General features: G+C 61.4%; 9 protein-coding genes. 7 read left to right on the forward strand and 2 right to left on the reverse strand.

Annotation, left to right across the window (positions count from 1 at the left end; translation table 11 throughout):
* Positions 1-82: 82 nt before the first annotated feature.
* The 5 genes from AB8A38_RS30205 to AB8A38_RS30225 all read left to right on the forward strand — a co-directional run bounded on the left by AB8A38_RS30205 (position 83) and on the right by AB8A38_RS30225 (position 14,177).
* The gene (locus tag AB8A38_RS30205; protein ID WP_439088730.1) at positions 83-7,723 is read left to right on the forward strand and encodes a peroxidase family protein; all 7,641 of its coding nucleotides are present in this window, start codon (positions 83-85) and stop codon (positions 7,721-7,723) included.
* Between the two features lie 88 nt (positions 7,724-7,811).
* Positions 7,812-9,530, forward strand: a complete 1,719-nt coding sequence (locus AB8A38_RS30210; RefSeq protein WP_439088731.1) for a type I secretion system permease/ATPase — start codon at positions 7,812-7,814, stop codon at positions 9,528-9,530.
* A gap of 27 nt (positions 9,531-9,557) precedes the next feature.
* Positions 9,558-11,756, forward strand: a complete 2,199-nt coding sequence (locus tag AB8A38_RS30215) for a cadherin-like domain-containing protein (protein ID WP_439088732.1) — start codon at positions 9,558-9,560, stop codon at positions 11,754-11,756.
* 27 nt (positions 11,757-11,783) lie between these two features.
* Positions 11,784-13,106, forward strand: a complete 1,323-nt coding sequence (locus tag AB8A38_RS30220) for an HlyD family type I secretion periplasmic adaptor subunit (RefSeq protein WP_439088733.1) — start codon at positions 11,784-11,786, stop codon at positions 13,104-13,106.
* A 27-nt stretch (positions 13,107-13,133) separates the two neighbouring features.
* Positions 13,134-14,177: a M23 family metallopeptidase gene (locus tag AB8A38_RS30225; RefSeq protein WP_439088734.1), complete on the forward strand. Its 1,044-nt coding sequence runs from the start codon at positions 13,134-13,136 to the stop codon at positions 14,175-14,177.
* Positions 14,178-15,045: 868 nt separating this feature from the next.
* On the opposite strand, the gene AB8A38_RS30230 is transcribed toward AB8A38_RS30225, so the two are convergent.
* The gene (locus tag AB8A38_RS30230) at positions 15,046-15,756 is read right to left on the reverse strand and encodes an outer membrane protein (RefSeq protein ID WP_439088735.1); all 711 of its coding nucleotides are present in this window, start codon (positions 15,754-15,756) and stop codon (positions 15,046-15,048) included.
* Between the two features lie 45 nt (positions 15,757-15,801).
* Here AB8A38_RS30230 and AB8A38_RS30235 point away from each other — a divergent pair, with 45 nt between their 5' ends.
* Complete coding sequence (locus tag AB8A38_RS30235) at positions 15,802-16,311, forward strand: hypothetical protein (RefSeq protein ID WP_439088736.1); 510 nt, start codon at positions 15,802-15,804, stop codon at positions 16,309-16,311.
* 169 nt (positions 16,312-16,480) lie between these two features.
* Here the strand turns inward: AB8A38_RS30235 and AB8A38_RS30240 are convergent, their stop codons facing one another.
* Positions 16,481-17,488 (reverse strand): autotransporter outer membrane beta-barrel domain-containing protein, encoded by a 1,008-nt coding sequence (locus AB8A38_RS30240; protein WP_439088737.1) that lies wholly within the window; start codon positions 17,486-17,488, stop codon positions 16,481-16,483.
* Between AB8A38_RS30240 and AB8A38_RS30245 the strand changes: the two genes are divergently transcribed.
* The gene (locus AB8A38_RS30245) at positions 17,481-17,942 is read left to right on the forward strand and encodes a hypothetical protein (protein WP_439088738.1); all 462 of its coding nucleotides are present in this window, start codon (positions 17,481-17,483) and stop codon (positions 17,940-17,942) included. The two genes, AB8A38_RS30240 and AB8A38_RS30245, sit on opposite strands and share 8 nt — an antisense overlap.
* Positions 17,943-18,071: the final 129 nt, after the last annotated feature.

The raw sequence follows: 18,071 nt of genomic DNA on the forward strand, positions 1-18,071 counted from the left end.
ACAATCTTCGACGCACTCGACATGCTTCTGCAATGCGGAGATCCGGCCGTTCGGTCTCCATGAAGCTGGCAGGAGCGCACCAATGGCCAACTACCTCAAGCCGTTCAACATCGATCAGACCGACATCGACTTCATCCTCAGCCAGGTGAATTTCCGGCCGCTCTTTGACGCGCACGGTAACGCGGTAATCCTTTGGAACGGAACCGGATCCATCTATGATGCCCACGGCAACCTGATCGGCACCGGTGGCGCCCTCGCCGGCGACGCCGTCTCGCTCGCGGCCATCGCGCAATGGGGCCAGTCCTACTATTCGGAATTCGACTTCGCCGGACTGCGCGATCCTAGCGGCCTGAACAACAATCTGTCCTTGATCAATTCCAGCTTCGGTGCGGTGGATCAGATTTTCACCCGCTCGGCAGCCGCCGACTACGCCGGCTATTCGTCCGTGATGCAAGCCGTCGCCGACCGCGTTTACGCCGCGGCCAAGACCTACTATTCGTCCTACAGCGCTGCCACCGGGGGCTTCAACCCGGCGCTGAACGGCGACTACACGATCAAGGTCGACACGACGCCCGGCCAACCGGGAGACCATACGGCCAGCGACGGCACGCCGATCGAGATCCAGAACGTGGTCGACTACACGCCCCGGATGATCAGCCTGACGACGACGACCGCGGGCGTCTCGTTCGACACTTGGGCCAACCACACGGGAGATGCCGGCGCGACAGCGCATCAGCCTAACGAAATCTACTACGATCCCTCCACTGGCGAGGCGAAGGTACTAAACTGGGGGCTGCTCAGCACTGTGGCCGACGGCGGCCTCGGCCAAGTCGATACCCAAGCGCGGCTCGCGGCATCTGCAGGGCAAGACGACCATTTCATCGGTGGGCTCAATCCGGGCGTGTCACCGTCGAACGGTTTCTTCGTGTTGTTCGGTCAGTTCTTTGACCATGGGCTCGACTTCATCGGAAAGGCGTCCGGGCAGACCATCAAGATCGCGCTGGCAAGCGACGACCCTCTCTATGGTATGCTGGGACCGGACGGACGGCCGGTCCACGAGATAACGGTCAGTCGCGCCACCGTTGCCACCGTGGACGCGAACGGCGCTGAATATATCAACCACACTTCGCCGTTCATCGACCAGAGCCAGACCTACGGTTCACACGAGCAACTCACGAACCTGTTACGGGAATGGGTCAAGGATCCGGCCAGCGGCCAATACCACGCCGGCATGAACCTGTTCGACGGCCAGACTCTGGAAACCGCTTGGACCAAGGCCGACGGGTCCGAAACCCACAACACACTGCCTACGCTCGACGAATTGCGCGCCCACGTTGACGCCACCGGGCGCGATGCCCTGACCTGGGAGGACGTCAACGATCTGCGCAACCGCGACGCCGGCGGCCACGTAATTGCCGGTACCAGCTCTTCCGCTCTCCTGCTGGACATGAATCCGCGCTTTGATGCCGGCCACATGGGCGGCTTCTACGATCTCGACGGCAACGGTGCCCAAAATGCGGGCGAGGCGAGCTACGGCACTGCCGCACAAGCCGCCAAGGTCGCCGCCGCCATCGCCAGCATCGACGCCTACGCGAAGGCGAACTTCGGCGCAGGATCCAGTTTCGGGATCGACGCGGGCACGCATAAGCTGACGCTGATCATGGAAAATCTGCCGCCCGGTACGCCAACGGGAACTCCGCACAGCCTGAATGGCGCCAGCGCGCTATTTCCCTTCGTCAACTTCGCCGACTTCAGCATCACCGTGCCTGCTGGCGCGCTGCACGACGCTGTCGGCGAGATCCTGATGGCGTCGGTGGGCGACCACTACGTGGCCGGCGATGGCCGGGTGAACGAGAACTTCGGACTGACCTCGATCCACCATGTCTTCCACGAAGAGCACAATTACCAGATCGACAACATCATCGACGCGTTGCACCGGCAAGACATCGTCTCGGCGGACCCAACCCATGCCGCGCTGCACGGCTTCCAGATCGATACTGGAAATGGCACCAACGCTGCCGGCGATTATCTGGATGGCACCGGCGCTATTTCCTGGGACCAAGACAAGATGTTCAACGCCGCCAAGCTCGTGGTGGAAATGGAATACCAGCACGCGGCTGTCGACCAGTATGCCCGCAACGTTTCACCCAACATCCAAGAGTTCGGCGCATATTCCACAGAGGTGGATTCGGCGATCTCGCTAGAATATTCCCAAGCCGCCTTCCGCTTCGGCCACTCGACGCTGCGAGAGACCATCGACACAATTGATCCGTCCGGAGGTCTGACCGGAAAAATCATGGGATACGCGCTCAAGGCCGCATTCCTGGCGCCCGACAAGTTCGCCGACGTAGGTCCGTCCGCGATCATCCTCGGCATGTCTCACCAGCAAATGAACGAAGTCGACGAGTTCGTCACTCCGGCGCTGAATCAGGGACTGCTCGACCAGCCTCTGGATCTTGCCGCCATCAACATCGCCCGCGGCCGCGACCTCGGCATCCCGACCCTCAACGACGTGCGCCACACGCTCGGCTATTCCGAATACACCAGCTGGAACGATTTCGGCCAGAACATGCAGCACCCGAGTTCGCTGGCCAACTTCATCGCCGCTTACGCCTTCGACGGTGATCTGGCCAAGGCCGAGGCGCTCGTCGGAATCGTCGATGGCTCGGTCGCTGCGGGAACCTACGGCATTTCGCTCGACCAAGCCTACGGATTCATGAACGGCGACGAGGCGGTCGGCGGCGCAGGCACGCTCGCCTTCAACCAAATTGACACCTGGCTCGGTGGTCTCGCTGAGATTCACCAGCCAGGCGGCCTGCTCGGCGAGACGTTCGATCGCATCTTTGTCGACCAGATCGAGAAGCTGATGGACGGAGACCGCTTTTACTATCTCTACCGCTTGTTCGGCACCAATTTCGGCGACGAGATTGTCAATGGGCAGCTGAAGGACATGGTGGAGCGCAACACCGGGCTGACCCACCTGAACGGCAACATCTTCGGCTACGCCGACCAGTACGTCGACCTCGGCGCCCATAAAGAAGTGCTGGCTGCGGGTCAGACGGAATACCTGACGACCGGCAACGAGCATAAGTACGGCGACATCGCAGCCGTCGACGACGGCACGATGGGCATCTACTCCAACGGCGGGCACGGCAACTTGAACGACGGAAAGGTCGTCACGATCGGTGGTGTGCATTACATTCAGGACACCCGCCTTGCCGATACCGATCCGAACAGCGCCTATAATCTGAATGGCGGCGTCAACCTCGACGGCACGCCGAATTCTGGCGCTGAATCCAACGAGATCATCGTCGGATCGAAGGGAGCTGACCTGATCTACGCTCAGGGTGGCGACGATACCGTGTACGGCGACGCCGGCAACGACAAGATCTACGGCGGCTACGGCATCGACCGCCTCTATGGTGGGGACGGCGTCGACACCATCTATGGCGGCGACAACCCCGACCTGATCGATGGCGGCGCGGGCGACGACTTCCTGTACGGCGAGTCGAGCGGCACCGACATCAATGGCCTGGACCAGGTGATCGGCGGGGCCGGTAACGACTACATCAACGGCGGTATTGGCATCGACAAGCTGTTCGGTGGCTCCGGCGACGACATCATGTACGGCGAGCAAGACACCGACCCGTTCTTCGACGGAAACGACGGCAACGACTACATGGACGGCGGCTCCGGCACCGATATGTTGTACGGCAACAACGGCGACGACATGTTGCTGGACGGCACCGACGTCGATATCTCGTTCGGTCAGGCCGGCGACGACTGGTTCAAGGTTGGCGACATCGCGCAAGCGCTGAGCACCGGTCCCGACGAGATTCTCGGCGGCGACGGCATCACCGACGACGGCAACAAGCCGGGCACTATCGGCTTCGACATCATGGACTTCAGCCTGCAGCATGCGCGCCCGGTCGGCGTCGCCTATGATCTCGACCAGCAGGCCAACCCGTTGGCGGCGGTGAACTCCGCGCAGGCAGTCCCGGCGGCCTTCGAGATCGAGGGGCTGGTTGGCAGCGTCTCCAATGACACGCTGGGCGGCGACGCCGGGGACAACTGGATCGTGGGTGGCTCGGGCAGCGACATCCTGACCGGCGATGCCGGTGACGACGTCATCGTCGGCGGCTCGATCCGGTTGGACACGCTGATCGGCCGCTACGAATCAGCCCCGGGCGTTGCCTCGACCTACGACCACAACAACAACAACGACGGTTCGACCGATGCACTGCGGCTGCAGGATGCCCTCTACCAGGGCGCCTCGCATCGGGTCGGATACCAAGATACCCTCGGAGCCGGTTTGCTCGCGAATGCGGACCTGGGCACGCAGGGCTTCGACAAGCACTTCACCGAAATGCTGCGCACCGAATTCTTCAAGGACGTCGTGCTCGGCGACGGTGGAGCGGATGCGACGACGGCAGCGCAACCGGACATCGCCCTCTTCACCGGGCAATACTCCGACTACCGGATCGAGGCTGTCTCCTTCGAGAGCGCCCACGAGGGCAGGGTCACGGCCTACAAGGTCACCGACCTTCGAGATCCGAACGGCGTCGATGCTAATGGCACGCCTGTCGTAACCGGCGGCACCGACCTCGTTGTCGGCGTGGAACTACTGCGCTTTAGCGATCGCGACGTCTCGCTGCTCAATTCTGCGCCCGTCCTCGACCTGCACGCCTACAATGTCTCAACAGCGACCGTCGCCGACAACTTCAACTCCCCCTCATGGAGCAACAACGACGGCTCGCAAAACTGGGCATCGGCCTGGACCGAAACGAACGACGGCGGCGTCACGACAGGCAAGATCCAGATCGACGCAGGAGCTGGCGGGGGAAACAACCAGCTCCGTCTCTCCGACAACGGCAACGGCACATCGAGCATCCAGCGCACGATCGATCTGTCGGGAGCCGCCAGTGCGACGCTTCAGTTCACCTATCAGTTGAGCTCTTACGACGCCGGCGACAAGGTCGTGGCCTCGATTTCGTTCGATGGCGGGACATCTTGGCACGAGATGCGCACGATCGTCGGCAACAGCACCTCCGGAAACAACGCCAATAACAACGGCGGCTTCGGAACGGTGCAGGTCGACCTTGGAACACTCAAGGGCGCCGGCGAAACGTTCGGGGCGAATGCGATTGTCAAGTTCGACGCGGTCACGAGCACTTCGAATCAGGCCGCCAGCGGCGCCAACGCTGCCAGCCTGAACAATGGCTACGTCGCCATCGACAATCTGAGCGTCGCCATCGTCAAGCAGTCCCCTGACAGCGATCTTTTCCCGAATTACACGACCACGTTCACGGAGGGCGGCTCGGCGGCGACCATCGCGTTGAATCCGACCATCACCGACGACGGCACGGTCATTCATTCGGCAAAGGTCGTGCTGACCAACGCCAAGGCTGGCGACTCTTTCAACACCCACAACATCGGCGGCGACAACATCTCGATCGCCACGGTCGGTTCGGCTCCCGGAACGATCACTCTCAACCTGACTGGCGACGACACGCTCGCTCACTATCAGGCGCAGCTCGCAGCGATCACCTTCTCGAACAGCTCCAATGCACCGGATCCGGCCGACCGCATCGTCAAGGTCACGGTGAACGACGGTCTGATAGACAGCAACGTGGCGACCACGACGATCCACGTTGTGCCGGTCAACGACGCGCCGGCCATCGGCGCCGACCACGTCTACACCAACGTCGGCAATGTCGTTAACGGCATCGTGGTGCCGGATTGGGCGCTGCTCGCCAACGACTCGGACACAGACGGGCCCAATCCGCTCGCCGTCACGGGGGTCGGTAACCCCAACAGTCTGTCGGCGACACACGCATCCGGCGTCGTGACGGTCACGGATAGCGGCACGAGCGGCAATCCCGCGAGGCCGAACGGCGGTTCGTTCAGCTACACAGTGACCGACGGTCTGGCTGCGTCCTCCGGCACGGTCACTGTAACTGAGGTCAACGGCACGTCGATCACAGGATCGAACGGCAACGACATCCTCGTCGGGGGCGCGAACGCCGATACATTGAATGGCGGCCGAGGTAATGACCTCGTCTTTGGCGGCGGCGGCGACGATACGATCAACTGGAGCGTGACCAACCCGGTCAAATTCGGGAACATCACAATCATTCCGGAGCTCCCAGACGGTCACGATGTCGTGGACGGTGGCACCAACGGAGCCGCGGGCGACCGCTTCGTTGTCACCGGAAACAACACCGCGGAGACTTTTGCTATTTACTCCAACACCGACGACTGGGATGGCGCCGGGTCGGGGACGGGGAGCAGCGCCGCGCATGCGGGCTTCACGGGTCTGAATGCGAACACGGAGATCGTCGTCGCGCGTAACGGCGTCGTCATCGCCGAGCTGGACAACGTCGAAGAGATCACCGTCAACACCCTCGACGTCACGGCCAACAACGGCAACGGAGTCCCGGACGGCGGCGCCACCGCCGGGGATACCGTTCAGGTGGTCGGCAATTTCGCGGGCTCGAGCCTGAACTACAACACCATCACGGTGAACGGCGGCGGCGGAAGCGATACCGTCGACATCTCGGGGCTCATGTCGGACCACCGCATCGTATTCCACGGCGGCGGCGGCGGCGACCACGTCCTAGGTACGCTGCGCCCGCAAGACGTGGTCGACACCCAGACGAGCCCCCCGGCCGGCGACCAATCCGGGGCGTCCGGAAGCGGCCAGGGCGACTTATCCGACGACGGCCACAACGGCACGTCCGGCGAAGGGGGCGACCACTGCTCGTCGGGAAACGGTGACCACGGTGGCGCCGACACTCCTGTCCCGCCGGCTGTCAACCCGGGCGTCGCTGAAGGCCAGATCGGAACGTCAGGTGCCGATGTGATGATCGGAACGGCGGGAGACGACACCCTCAGCGCCCTCGACGGCGACGACGTGATCATCGGCAACGAAGGCGCCGACACGCTCAAGGCCGGCGCAGGCGACGACCTGCTCAAAGCCGGCGCCGGAGACGATGTGGTGTTCGGCAACGATGGAAACGACGATCTGTTCGGTGGTGCCGGACGCGATCTGATCACCGGCGATGCTGGCGACGATCGGCTTTTCGGCGACGCCGGGGATGACGCCCTCGAAGGCGGCGTCGGCAACGACACCGTCTACGGCGGAGCCGGCAACGACCGCATCATCGCGACAGTCGGCGACGGCAACGACACCTACTTCGGCGACGACGGAGAGGACACGCTGGACTACGCCGCGATCGCCGCCAACATCACTGCCGATCTGGGCAACGGCATCGGCCAGCATGGTAGCGTATCGAGCGTGCAGGGCGGAACTGATCAGATCTTCGGCTTCGAGGATTTCATTGGAGGCTCAGGCAACGACACGATCGTGGCGAGTTCGGCCGCAAACGTGATGGACGGCGGCGCTGGCAACGACACCTTCGTGTTCGGCTCGGCCGCCGACGCCAACGGCGACACAATCAAGGGCTTCCAGCCCGGCGATAAGATCGACCTGTCGGCGATCGACGCCAATACGGGAGCGAGCGGCACCCAGTCCTTCGTGCTCTTTGCCGGCAACGTCTTCACCGCCGCCGGCCAGGTCATCGTCACCCAAGAAGTGAAGGACGGGGCAGAGCACACCTTCGTGTCCGGCAACACCAATGGCGATGCTACAGCCGACTTCAAGATCGATCTGGGAACAGGAAACCACACCCTGACGTCTGCCGATTTCAACGGCGTGCACTAACCGGAACTCAAGCCGATCTCCGGGAGGTAGTAAGCCTCCCGGAGCGACCAGAACGCACCCGGCAGGGTGAGGGCAGGGAGAGTATTCAATGACGAAGACCAAACGGAAGAACGCCGACGCCGCGGCCAACTCGATCGGCAGCTTCCGCACCATGGGCATCTTTTTGCTGGGTACATCCGGGATGATCAACATCTTGGCGCTCACCGGCTCTTTCTACATGCTGCAGATCTATGATCGGGCCCTCACCAGCCATAGCATTCCGACGTTGGTCGCGATCTCCGCGTTGGCCATCGGACTCTACCTTTTCCAGGGCATGTTCGACATTTTGCGGTCGCAGATACTCGTGCGCATCGGCGCCGGCCTCGACGCCAAACTCGCGCCCTTGGCACACCACGTTGTCATCGAGATGGCGCGTTACGGCTATTCCACCTCCGAGGCGCTCGAGCGGGGTCGCGACGTCGATGTCGTCCGCGGCTTTCTCGGCAGCCAAGCCCCCGTAGCCTTCTTCGACCTGCCTTGGATGCCGCTATTCCTCGGCTTCGTTTATCTCCTTCACCCTGTGCTCGGATTGGTCACGCTGGGCGGCGCGCTGGTACTGATCTCGCTCACCGTGGCCACGGAACTCATGACGCGCCGCGCCGGCGGCGAAACCCATCAGGCGGCGGTGCTGCGCTCGACCTTGGCGGACTCGCACGCCCGCAACGCCGACATCTTGCGCGCTATGGGTTTCGGTGGTCGCGCCGTTGCCCGCTTCGAGAAGGCCAATTCCAAGCATCTCGCTCTCCAAACAAAAACCAGCGACATCACCGGCAGCCTCGGGGGCATGTCGAAGGTGCTGCGCATGATGCTGCAGTCCGCGTTGCTCGGGCTCGGCGCTTTTCTCACCATTAAAGGCGAGTTATCGGCGGGAGCCATCATAGCCTGCTCGGTGGCGTCATCCCGCGCGCTCGCGCCGATCGATTCCGCGATCGGCAACTGGAAGGTCATCTCGGCCGCACGACGCAGCTTTCGCCGCCTCAAGCAGACGCTCGCTGCGACTGAAGACAGTTCTCATATCCTGCCGCTTCCCGCGCCCTGCGCCAGCCTCAAGGTTGAGAACATCACGGTTGTGGCTCCCGGCAGTGGATCCGTCTTGGTCGGCGAGGTCGCTTTCGAACTGAAGGCGGGCGAGGCGCTGGGCCTGATCGGTCCCAGCGGCGGCGGCAAGACATCTCTTGCCAAAGGTCTCGTCGGAGTGTGGCCTCTCCTGAGGGGAAAGGTGCGGTTAGACGACGCCGACCTCGACCAGTGGCGTCCCGACGTGCTCGGTGAGCACATCGGTTATCTGCCGCAGGAGGTTTCTCTGCTCGACGGCAGCATTGCTGAGAACATCTCGAGGTTCGAGCAGGAGCCCGACGCTCGGAAGATCATCGCCGCGGCGAAGGCCGCCGGAATCCACGAGTTGGTCACCCGGATGCCGGAGGGCTACCAAACCGAGCTAGGTCCGTCCGGCACCGCGCTATCAGCCGGTCAGCGGCAGCGCATCGGATTGGCGCGGGCGCTATACGGCGAGCCGTTCCTTGTTGTGCTCGACGAGCCAAATTCCAACCTCGACGCTCCGGGAGAGGCCGCCCTCGGAGAGGCAATCGAAGGCGTTAAGGCCCGAGGCGGCGTGGTCGTGCTGATCGCACATCGACCTAAAGCTCTGGCCACCGTCGATTACGTCGGCGTCGTGCAAAACGGAAAGTTGGTGGCGTTCGGTCCGAAGGACAAAGTTGTCGGTGAACCGGCCCGGCCCATCCCATTCCCGACGGCAGCGACGGCGTGACCTGAACTGAACGGGCGGGAGATGACCATGGACGAGCGACTTTCATTAGGAATTCCGGACCGAAGTGCCATCGACGCGCCGGCGCGGCGGTTCGCGTTGATCGGAGAGCGCAACCGCGTCAGCTCCATTGTCCCTGCGATGTTGGCGGCCACCTGGGGGCTGCTGTTGAAGCAGGTGATCGGCGGCGCGGACGAAGACGCAGTCTCGCAAGCCAAACCGACACCTCCAGTACCGGATTCTGCCGTTTCCGAGCCGGAGACGACAGGTTCGGTAGCGACCCCGCCACAACGGAGCCCCGGTTCTTCCGAGCTCGTGCGTGCCTTCGGTTTCACGTCGGGGTCGATAAACGATACGAATCTAACCGCCGTCGATCTCGATGGCCTTGCCTTCGCCAGGACCGAGGGGCCGCGACTATCGCTGATACCAGCAAATCAGAATGTTCCCGCAGCGCCCCGTGACCAGTCTGGCGCGGCCGAACCCAAGCCTGCCAGCGGGAGCGGTGGCGGAGGTGGGGGTGGGGGTGGGGGTGGGGGTGGAAGCGATCGCCATGATCCGACCGTTCACAGAGAGCCGCCGCATGATGATCCTAAGCCCGCGCCGGAGGGCAAGCCCATCGATCCGCCGAAGCGCAACAATCACGCTCCCGTTCTCTCTGGCTCCGTCGATCTTGGTCGCGGACTCGTCAATGAGGCCATCGTCATCTCGATGAGCCAACTATTGATCGGCGCCAGCGATCCTGAGGGCGATGCATTGTCGGTGCAGGCTCTCACTGTAGACCATGGCTCGCTGCAGGTCGTTGCACCCGATCGCTGGTTGTACACTCCAGAGCACGACGAGTCGGGGCCGGTGCAGTTCGAATATCGCATCTCCGACGGCACGGCCTCTATAGTTCAGAGGGCGCATGCCGATCTTCACCTCGCTCCCGCCGAGGACATCCAGGGGACCGACGGCAATGATTTTCTAATTGGCACGCCGCATGCCGACACGATCGATGCCGGCGCGGGAGACGACATCGTCTACGGGCGCGAGGATGCCGACACGATCTACGGAGGTGAAGGCAACGATCGCATTGTCGGCGGCGACGGTGACGATGTACTGATCGGGGGCCCCGGCAATGATGTCATTTTTGGTGGTGCCGGAAACGATATTTTGTTCGGAGGCGCCGGCAATGACGTCCTTTACGGCGAGTCTGGCAACGACGTGATCCTTGCCGATGAGGGCGACGACTTCGCATCCGGCGGCGCCGGCAACGACGTCATCTTCGGCGGGGCGGGCGATGATACCCTTCGGGGCGACGCCGGCAACGATACGATCGACGGCGAGGAAGGTAACGACAATATCGACGGTGGGGCGGGCAACGACAGGCTCCTCGGTGGGGAGGGCAACGACACGATCGCCGGCGGAGCGGGCGACGACACCGTCGTAGGTGGGGCTGGTAACGATTGCATCCAGGGCGGCGAAGGTGATGACCACATCGACGGCGGCAGCGGCAACGACGCGCTTTCAGGCGACGACGGTGACGACGCCATCCAAGGCTCGGAGGGTGACGACCATATTGACGGAGGAGCAGGCGACGACATTATAGCCGGCGGTGCTGGTGATGACACGATCGACGCAGGAACCGGCGACGACGTGGTGATCGTGACTTCCGATGGCGGCCACGACATCGTCATTGGCGGCTCGGGAAATGACACGTTGGATCTGTCGAACATCGTGTTCGACGAAGACGTCGATCTGCCCGACGGCGTCGTCGTCATATGCAACGGACAGACCGCGCAGATATTCGAGATCGAGAACGTCCGGGGCGGCCATGGTCGCGACCGCCTGGTGGCCGACGCTCACGTGAATATCATGGAAGGCGGCGGTGGCGACGACACCTTCGTATTCCGCGACCTTGGATCGCTGAAGAACGACGGAGGCCCCCGCGACCAAATCGTGGATTTTAGCGTGGGCGACAAGCTCGACCTATCCAGGGTAGGACAGCCGGACGATTTCGCGGGCAAGAAACTGTTCTTCGCAGGTGCTGGCGAGGCCAATTTTGAAGAGGTCGGCGCGGTGACGTATCACCACGAGATTGTCTCCGACGACCAACAGATCACCGTCGTCACGGGCAACCTCGACGGCACGCAGGAGCACGAGTTCGAGATCGTGCTCGACGGCAACATCGACCTAACCGAAGCAAACTTCGTGCTCGCGACGAACGCGCAACACAACCAGCACGCATGAGGATCAAGGCCAGTGGCCGGAAAGCGCATGGAGAAGAACATGAAAGCGACGTCGGCGAGGCAATCCGCAACCGAGAAATCCGTCGGCATTCGCTCGCGAGTGGTGGCGATCATCGTGCTGGCCATCCTCCTGTTCGGAGGATGCGGCGGATGGGCGGTGCATGCGCAACTCACCGGCGCGGTGATCGCGCAGGGCAAGGTGGCGGTAAGGAAACAAGTTAAGCTGATTCAGCATAGGGACGGTGGAATCGTCGGCGAGATTCTGATCACGAATGGAGACGCGGTGAAGGCCGGAGACATTCTCATCCGTCTCGACGAAACCCAGACCAAGGCCGAACTCGGCGTGCTCAAGGGCCAGTTGGCGGAACTCCAGGGCCGGAGGGCACGGCATGCTGCCGAGCGCGACGGCGCCGCGGCTATCGTCTTTCAGTCCGACTTCGAAAGCGCTCCCGCCACGGCGGAGATTGCCCGAGGCGAGAGACGGCTCTTCGACGAGAACCGCGCCGTACGCGAGGCCAGGCGCGATCAACTGTCGCTGCAGATCACACAGTTCGAAGAACAGATCAACGGCCTCCTCGCCCAGCAGGACGCCAACGCAAACGAGCGCAAGATGGTGAAGGAAGATCTGGAACGCCTGACGCCGCTCTACAATAAGGGGTTCATTGAGATTGGAAAGATCCGCACCATGGAGCGCGACGCCGTCAAAATCGACGGGCTCAGGGGCGAAATCGATGCCAACATTGCCCGCGTGAAAGGGCAGATCAGCGAATCTAAGATTAAGATCATCGAGCTCGATCAGCAGGCGCGGACGGACGGCCAGCGCGATATGCGCGACGTCGATGGCAAGCTCGCCGAGCTGCAGGAACGCATCGTCGCGTCGCTGGACCGCCTTTCGCGCATGGTGGTCCGCTCGCCAATCGCTGGCATCGTCAACGAACTCGCCGTCAACTCGGTAAACGGCGTGATCGCGCCGAAGGAGACATTGATGTCGATCGTTCCGGATACGGCAGACCTTGTCGTCGAAGCCAAGCTGTCGCCTACCGATATCGACCAGGCCACGGCCGGTCAGCCAGCGAGACTAAGGTTCTCCTCCTTTAACCAGCGGACCACGCCGGAAGTGGCAGGCACCGTCGAAACGATCGGAGCGGCGGCGACACTGGATCAAGCCAGCGGCCAGACCTACTATCTCAGCACCATCGCCATTGCGGGCAGCCAAAGACAGGTAGCAGGCAAGCCGATCGTTCCCGGCATGCCCGTCGAGGTTTTTCTCACCACCGGCGACAGGACGGCGCTTTCCTACCTAATCAAGCCGTTCACGGATCAGATGATGAAATCATTCCGGGAGGAGTAGCGCCTGTTACCCAGTCTGGCGATGAAAATGCCAACGGCGAAGTCGCTCCGCGCCGCCCGTGGTCGATGCGGCCTTGCGATGCTCGTGAGCTCGCTCGTTGGTGCGGTTAGTATAGCCTCACGTGCAGAAGACACATCATCATTCAATCTTGGGCTGCCTGTCGACTGTGTGCTTGGCGAGACCTGCTTCGTGCAGCAGATGCCGGACGTCGATCCGAGCGACCAGGCGTTCGATCCGCTTTGTGGCAACGCCACGTACCAAGGGCACGATGGTTGGGACATTCGGGTCCGGTCGCTCAAGGATATCGCTCGCTCAATGCCTGTGATCGCAACCGCCGACGGGACTGTCGCGCGGGTCAGGGACGGCATGGTGGACCGCATCTACGACAAAGCGCATTACGGGGCTACAGCGGGACAGGAATGCGGGAACGGCGTAGTTGTGGAGCACGCCGAGGGTTTGGTCTCGCAATATTGCCATCTCAAGAAAGGCAGCATTGTCGTCCGGCCTGGAGCGCACGTGAAAAAGGGCGACAGCTTGGGATTGATCGGTTCATCGGGTTTAGCCGAATTTCCGCACGTTCACTTGTCGGTTCGACGGTACGGTAGGCCGATCGAACCGCTGACGGGCCGGCCCCTCGGACAAGGTCGACAAGCTTGCGGTGACACGGAGGGAAGCCTGTTCGAGCCTGCTGCCCGGAATGCGCTTTCCCGATCTGCTTCGGGGATCCTACTGGCCGGACTCGCTCCTAGTCCGCCTGAGATCGCAAGTCTCGTTCGGGAAGGGTCACCTCCAGCACCGAAAAGTTCCCAACCGCTCATCGCTTGGGTTTGGGCGATCAACGTCGAGGCCGGTAGCTTTTTCAGGATGCGCATCGTCGATCGGGATGGAACAACGCTGATGAACCTCGAAACAAAATCTCTCGAGAAGCGGAAGGCGAACTACCTCGCCTACGCCGGTGGCAAGCTTGCGCAACGGGACGGAGAGTACGGCCTCAAAGTCGACCTGATTGCTGGCGGGATGACAGTCGCTTCGACGACCCTGTCAATTCTCGTTACGCGCCAGTCGGAGTGATGAGAACGGATAGTGCAACTGCTTCACCGCTATCGGCACTTCGGTCGCTTGAATTCTCAGGCATGGGGAATAATCCGGCGCCGATGGTGTATTGTTTGCATAACGCCGGGATCGATCAATGCGCCGCTTTTTTCATTCGACGCTGTGGGGCCGATGGCTACCGAATTTTCCTGCGGTGTGTACAAACTTTTGCACTTTGCTGAATGCGCTCGGGGCGCTCGGCAGGTATTTAGACACACGGACCGGCACTCGTGCCGGCAAGCTAAGGGGGCCCGTCCTTTGGCTTGGGGACCTGAGCAAGCAAGATGGCGGAGACCATTCTAAAAACGCCGATCCTGAGAGTGCGGATCGGAATGACAAGTAATTCAGCATCCGGCCGCACCCTGAAAATACTTCTTGGTCCCTTATGATCAACCATCAGGTAAGTGCCAGCACTTGTGCTTTCGCGCGACTGCTGCCGCTGGGGCGACCTGCGTCAGCATTCCGCGTGAACAAAAAGCGGCAAAGCAATACAGCGAGACCGGTATCGCGGAGGCTTGAGTGCAATTCGCATAACATTCATTATGGAATATATTCTTATTTTTCGCGCTAGCAATGGAGGCGGGAAAGCATGCTTGTGAACCAGGCGATTACGAGGTGCTCGTGAATAACCAGCGCACTGGTGGCACTTATGCCGATCTCAACATCGCTATAGAGATCGCAGAAAGGCTACATAAAAGTAACGCCCCCCACACAATCACTGTTCGTAGCATTTCTACGGACGTCACAGTCTGGCCGACTCCGACGTCATGACCAATATTGGCAACACCGTAGCTTTAGCACAAGAAAGGACCCGGCTTTCGCCGGGCCCTGGTCTTCAGAAATGGTCTTAGAAGCTGCTGCCGCCCCAGTTGAAGTGGTAGTTGATGCCGCCCTTCACAGTATGGGTCGTGACTCCAAGGTCCGTGAAACCGGTGAGCACTGTGCCGTAACGCTCGCTGCTATAGTCGGCGTACATGTACTCGCCCTTGAGCGACCAGTTCGGGGCGAACATGTACTCGACGCCGCCACCCACGGTCCAACCTGAGTGAACCTTGCTCTCCGAGAACAGCGTCGCGCCCGGAGTGGTGAATGAAAGGCGGTTATCAGCCCAGGCGTAGCCGCCCTTTACGTAGAATAGTGCCGCTCCCGAGGTCACACCAAGGCGCCCCGTGACGCTGCCGAAAGCCCGGATCTTATCTTCCGCGGTGACCGGGACAATGCCGAACAACCCCGTCTCACGATACTTGACGTCACCGCCTGCCGCGTCGACCTCAAGGCCCCAAACGAAGTTGCTGCCGGGCGTCTGCCAATTGTAGCCAATAGTGCCGCCGCCAAAGCCGCCATTAATGTCGCTCGAGGCAGCGGTGAAGCCGTCAACGCGGATACGGTCCGACCAGCTATAGCCGCCCATGACGCCGGCATAGAAACCGGACCAGTTGTAACCAACTGCGACGGGAGCCGCCGGAGCCTTGGTGTACGGGCGGGCCGCCAAATCGGCGGCGGATGCCGATGCTGCACTCATGGTCAAAGCGACCGTGGCCAACACATACTTATTCATTCGAATCCCCTGTAAGTTTTGTTCGCGAATCCATAATATTTCTGAGTGTTTCTCGAGGCTGTCACCAATTCGCCACAGGCTGAAAAAATAGAAAAAACCGTCGGAAGGTTTCAAGGGGTCGTCGAAAATTTTTTGGTTTTCTGGCAGGACCAAGTTCTTGACCGGCCGGCCGACCGCTCTACATCGCTCATCGCCGTCTTAATACGGAAAGGAGTAAAGGAGGCGACCATGAACTCGAATCAGACGCTCTTCGACATTCATGCAAATTCACTTCTGGCAGCGACCTACAGCGATCCGTCAGAGGTGCTGGCCGACCCGGTCCTCTCAAGCCTCGAAAAGCGCTGCGTGCTGGCGGCTTGGGCGTCGGACGCATTCGCCGTCGAGGACAGCCCGTGGCTGAGGCAACTTCCCGGCTCTCCATCTGCGATCTGGGTGGGACACATCCTCAGTGCGTTGAGAGAGCTCGATGAGGAGGATGATCCTCCGCCTTTGAGCGGCGCGCCGGCGCAGCGGCTTCCCCTGTTAGAAGAGCCCAAACTGGCGGTCGGCTTTTAGGCTAATGTCGAGCCATGACGTAGTTAGGGACACTCATCTCGCGGCGGGCTCAAACCTCAGCCACGGGCGCTGCACCAATAGGATCTGGCGCAACTAACCGCACATGATTGCCGGTCAGCGCTTGGCTTGTAGAGCATCCAGCCTCATAAGTTTTCGCTTCGCAGTCTCTTCACCAGGAATACCGCAATGCGCCTTTGCCAGCGTAACTCTGGGTCACGTCCGAGAACTCTCCTTCGAACGTGCCAGCGATGGACCAGCCATTCATCCACTCCATCTCCGCGGATGCCGTCGCCAACGCTGCATTACGCGCCTGCGCAGCGCCGTTGACTACGAAGCTCGCGCCTGGCAACGCCTGGAAGGTTGCGGCGACATTGCGATCGGGATTGTAGTCATGCGCCCAGGCGGCACGACCGCGCAGCGTCAGGATCGCATCGGTGAGTACGAACGACTTATCGCTGCGCAGGCCGAGCTCGGTCCGCATAGAGGTGACGCTCTTGCCTGCATAAGCGAGCGCAAACGTCGTCGCGCCGCTGGTGCCCGTCTCCGCATAGGAAGGCAGATCCAATGCGGTCACCTGCACGGCGCCGTAAGGCGTGAGCCCGACACCCCATAGCCACGGCGTGGTGAAGCGACTGCCTGCCTCGACGCGCCCGGAATAGGCGTGCGCATTGAAATTCGCACGCAGCCGCTCAAAGCCCGTCGCGGCAACGGTGCGATCGGTCGTGATGCCCTGCCAGCCATAGGCGGCAGCGGCTGTGACATAAGCAGAGCCCACCGTGTGCCGCACGAAGGCGCCAGCCTGGAACAGATCCGAACGGCCAGAGCCGCCGCCATTCACTGAGAAATTCGTGCCGCCACCGGCGAGCAAGAAGCCTGCCATGGTGCTCGGCGAGAACCAGTAATCCGCGCCGACCGCTGTGCCATAGAGGCTCGAAGTGGCGTTGTTCGATCCAGTGACAGTGTTGCCATCCGTGCCGCGCGAGCCGCCGAAGCCGGCAGCCCACACATTCCAGCGCTCCTGGAAGACAGACGCCACCGGCAGCGCCTTGGTGATCGCGGCAAACGCATCGGTCGGCTTGCGCTTGCCGGCATAGCTCAACGCCTCATCCGCATAAGCCGTGACACCGGTCGCGTCATTGCCACGCCCCGCCGTGAATGGATCGGTCATCATGCTCATGAAGATGCCCATGGCGTCGAATGTTGTCTGCTGGCTGCTCGCGCCGAGTTCACCCGACGCCTGCGAAAACGGCGGAAGTAGCGTCGCAATGCTTGCATTTATCGGAACGTTAGTTTCACAGGGCGCCCTAAACTCCGAGCAACTCATTAGGATTTCATCGCCTCTTCTTTATTTTGGTGCTGGCATTACCGCGAGCGTGCTAGCGGCCGCTGCATCATATTTTGCAAATCTTGGAATCTCCCACCAGTCAACTCGACGCGACAACCGCTATGACGAACCCTTTGTGCGCGATAACGCTGACTCCTTGGTAGGCCTGAAGTGGGCAAACCGCTCGAAGGTAGCGGGCGTCATCTGCGTTCTCGCTTCAATTGGGCTTTTTATTACTGGGCTTGTATCCGCAAAGGGCGCATTTTCAATTCTCACTCCGCAGACAAAACAAAGCCAAGACAAGTGACAGGAGCCGGTCCTCGGCTGCCCGGCAGCCGCCGTGAGCACGGGGGTATACGAGCGCCAGCGGAAGCTTCCGCACTCTCGAATAAGGAGCGTTGCCTAATCAGAACTGTTCGCTCACAATAGGAGATCT

The sequence above is a fragment of the Tardiphaga sp. 839_C3_N1_4 genome, assembly GCF_051811045.1.
GTDB lineage: Bacteria > Pseudomonadota > Alphaproteobacteria > Rhizobiales > Xanthobacteraceae > Tardiphaga.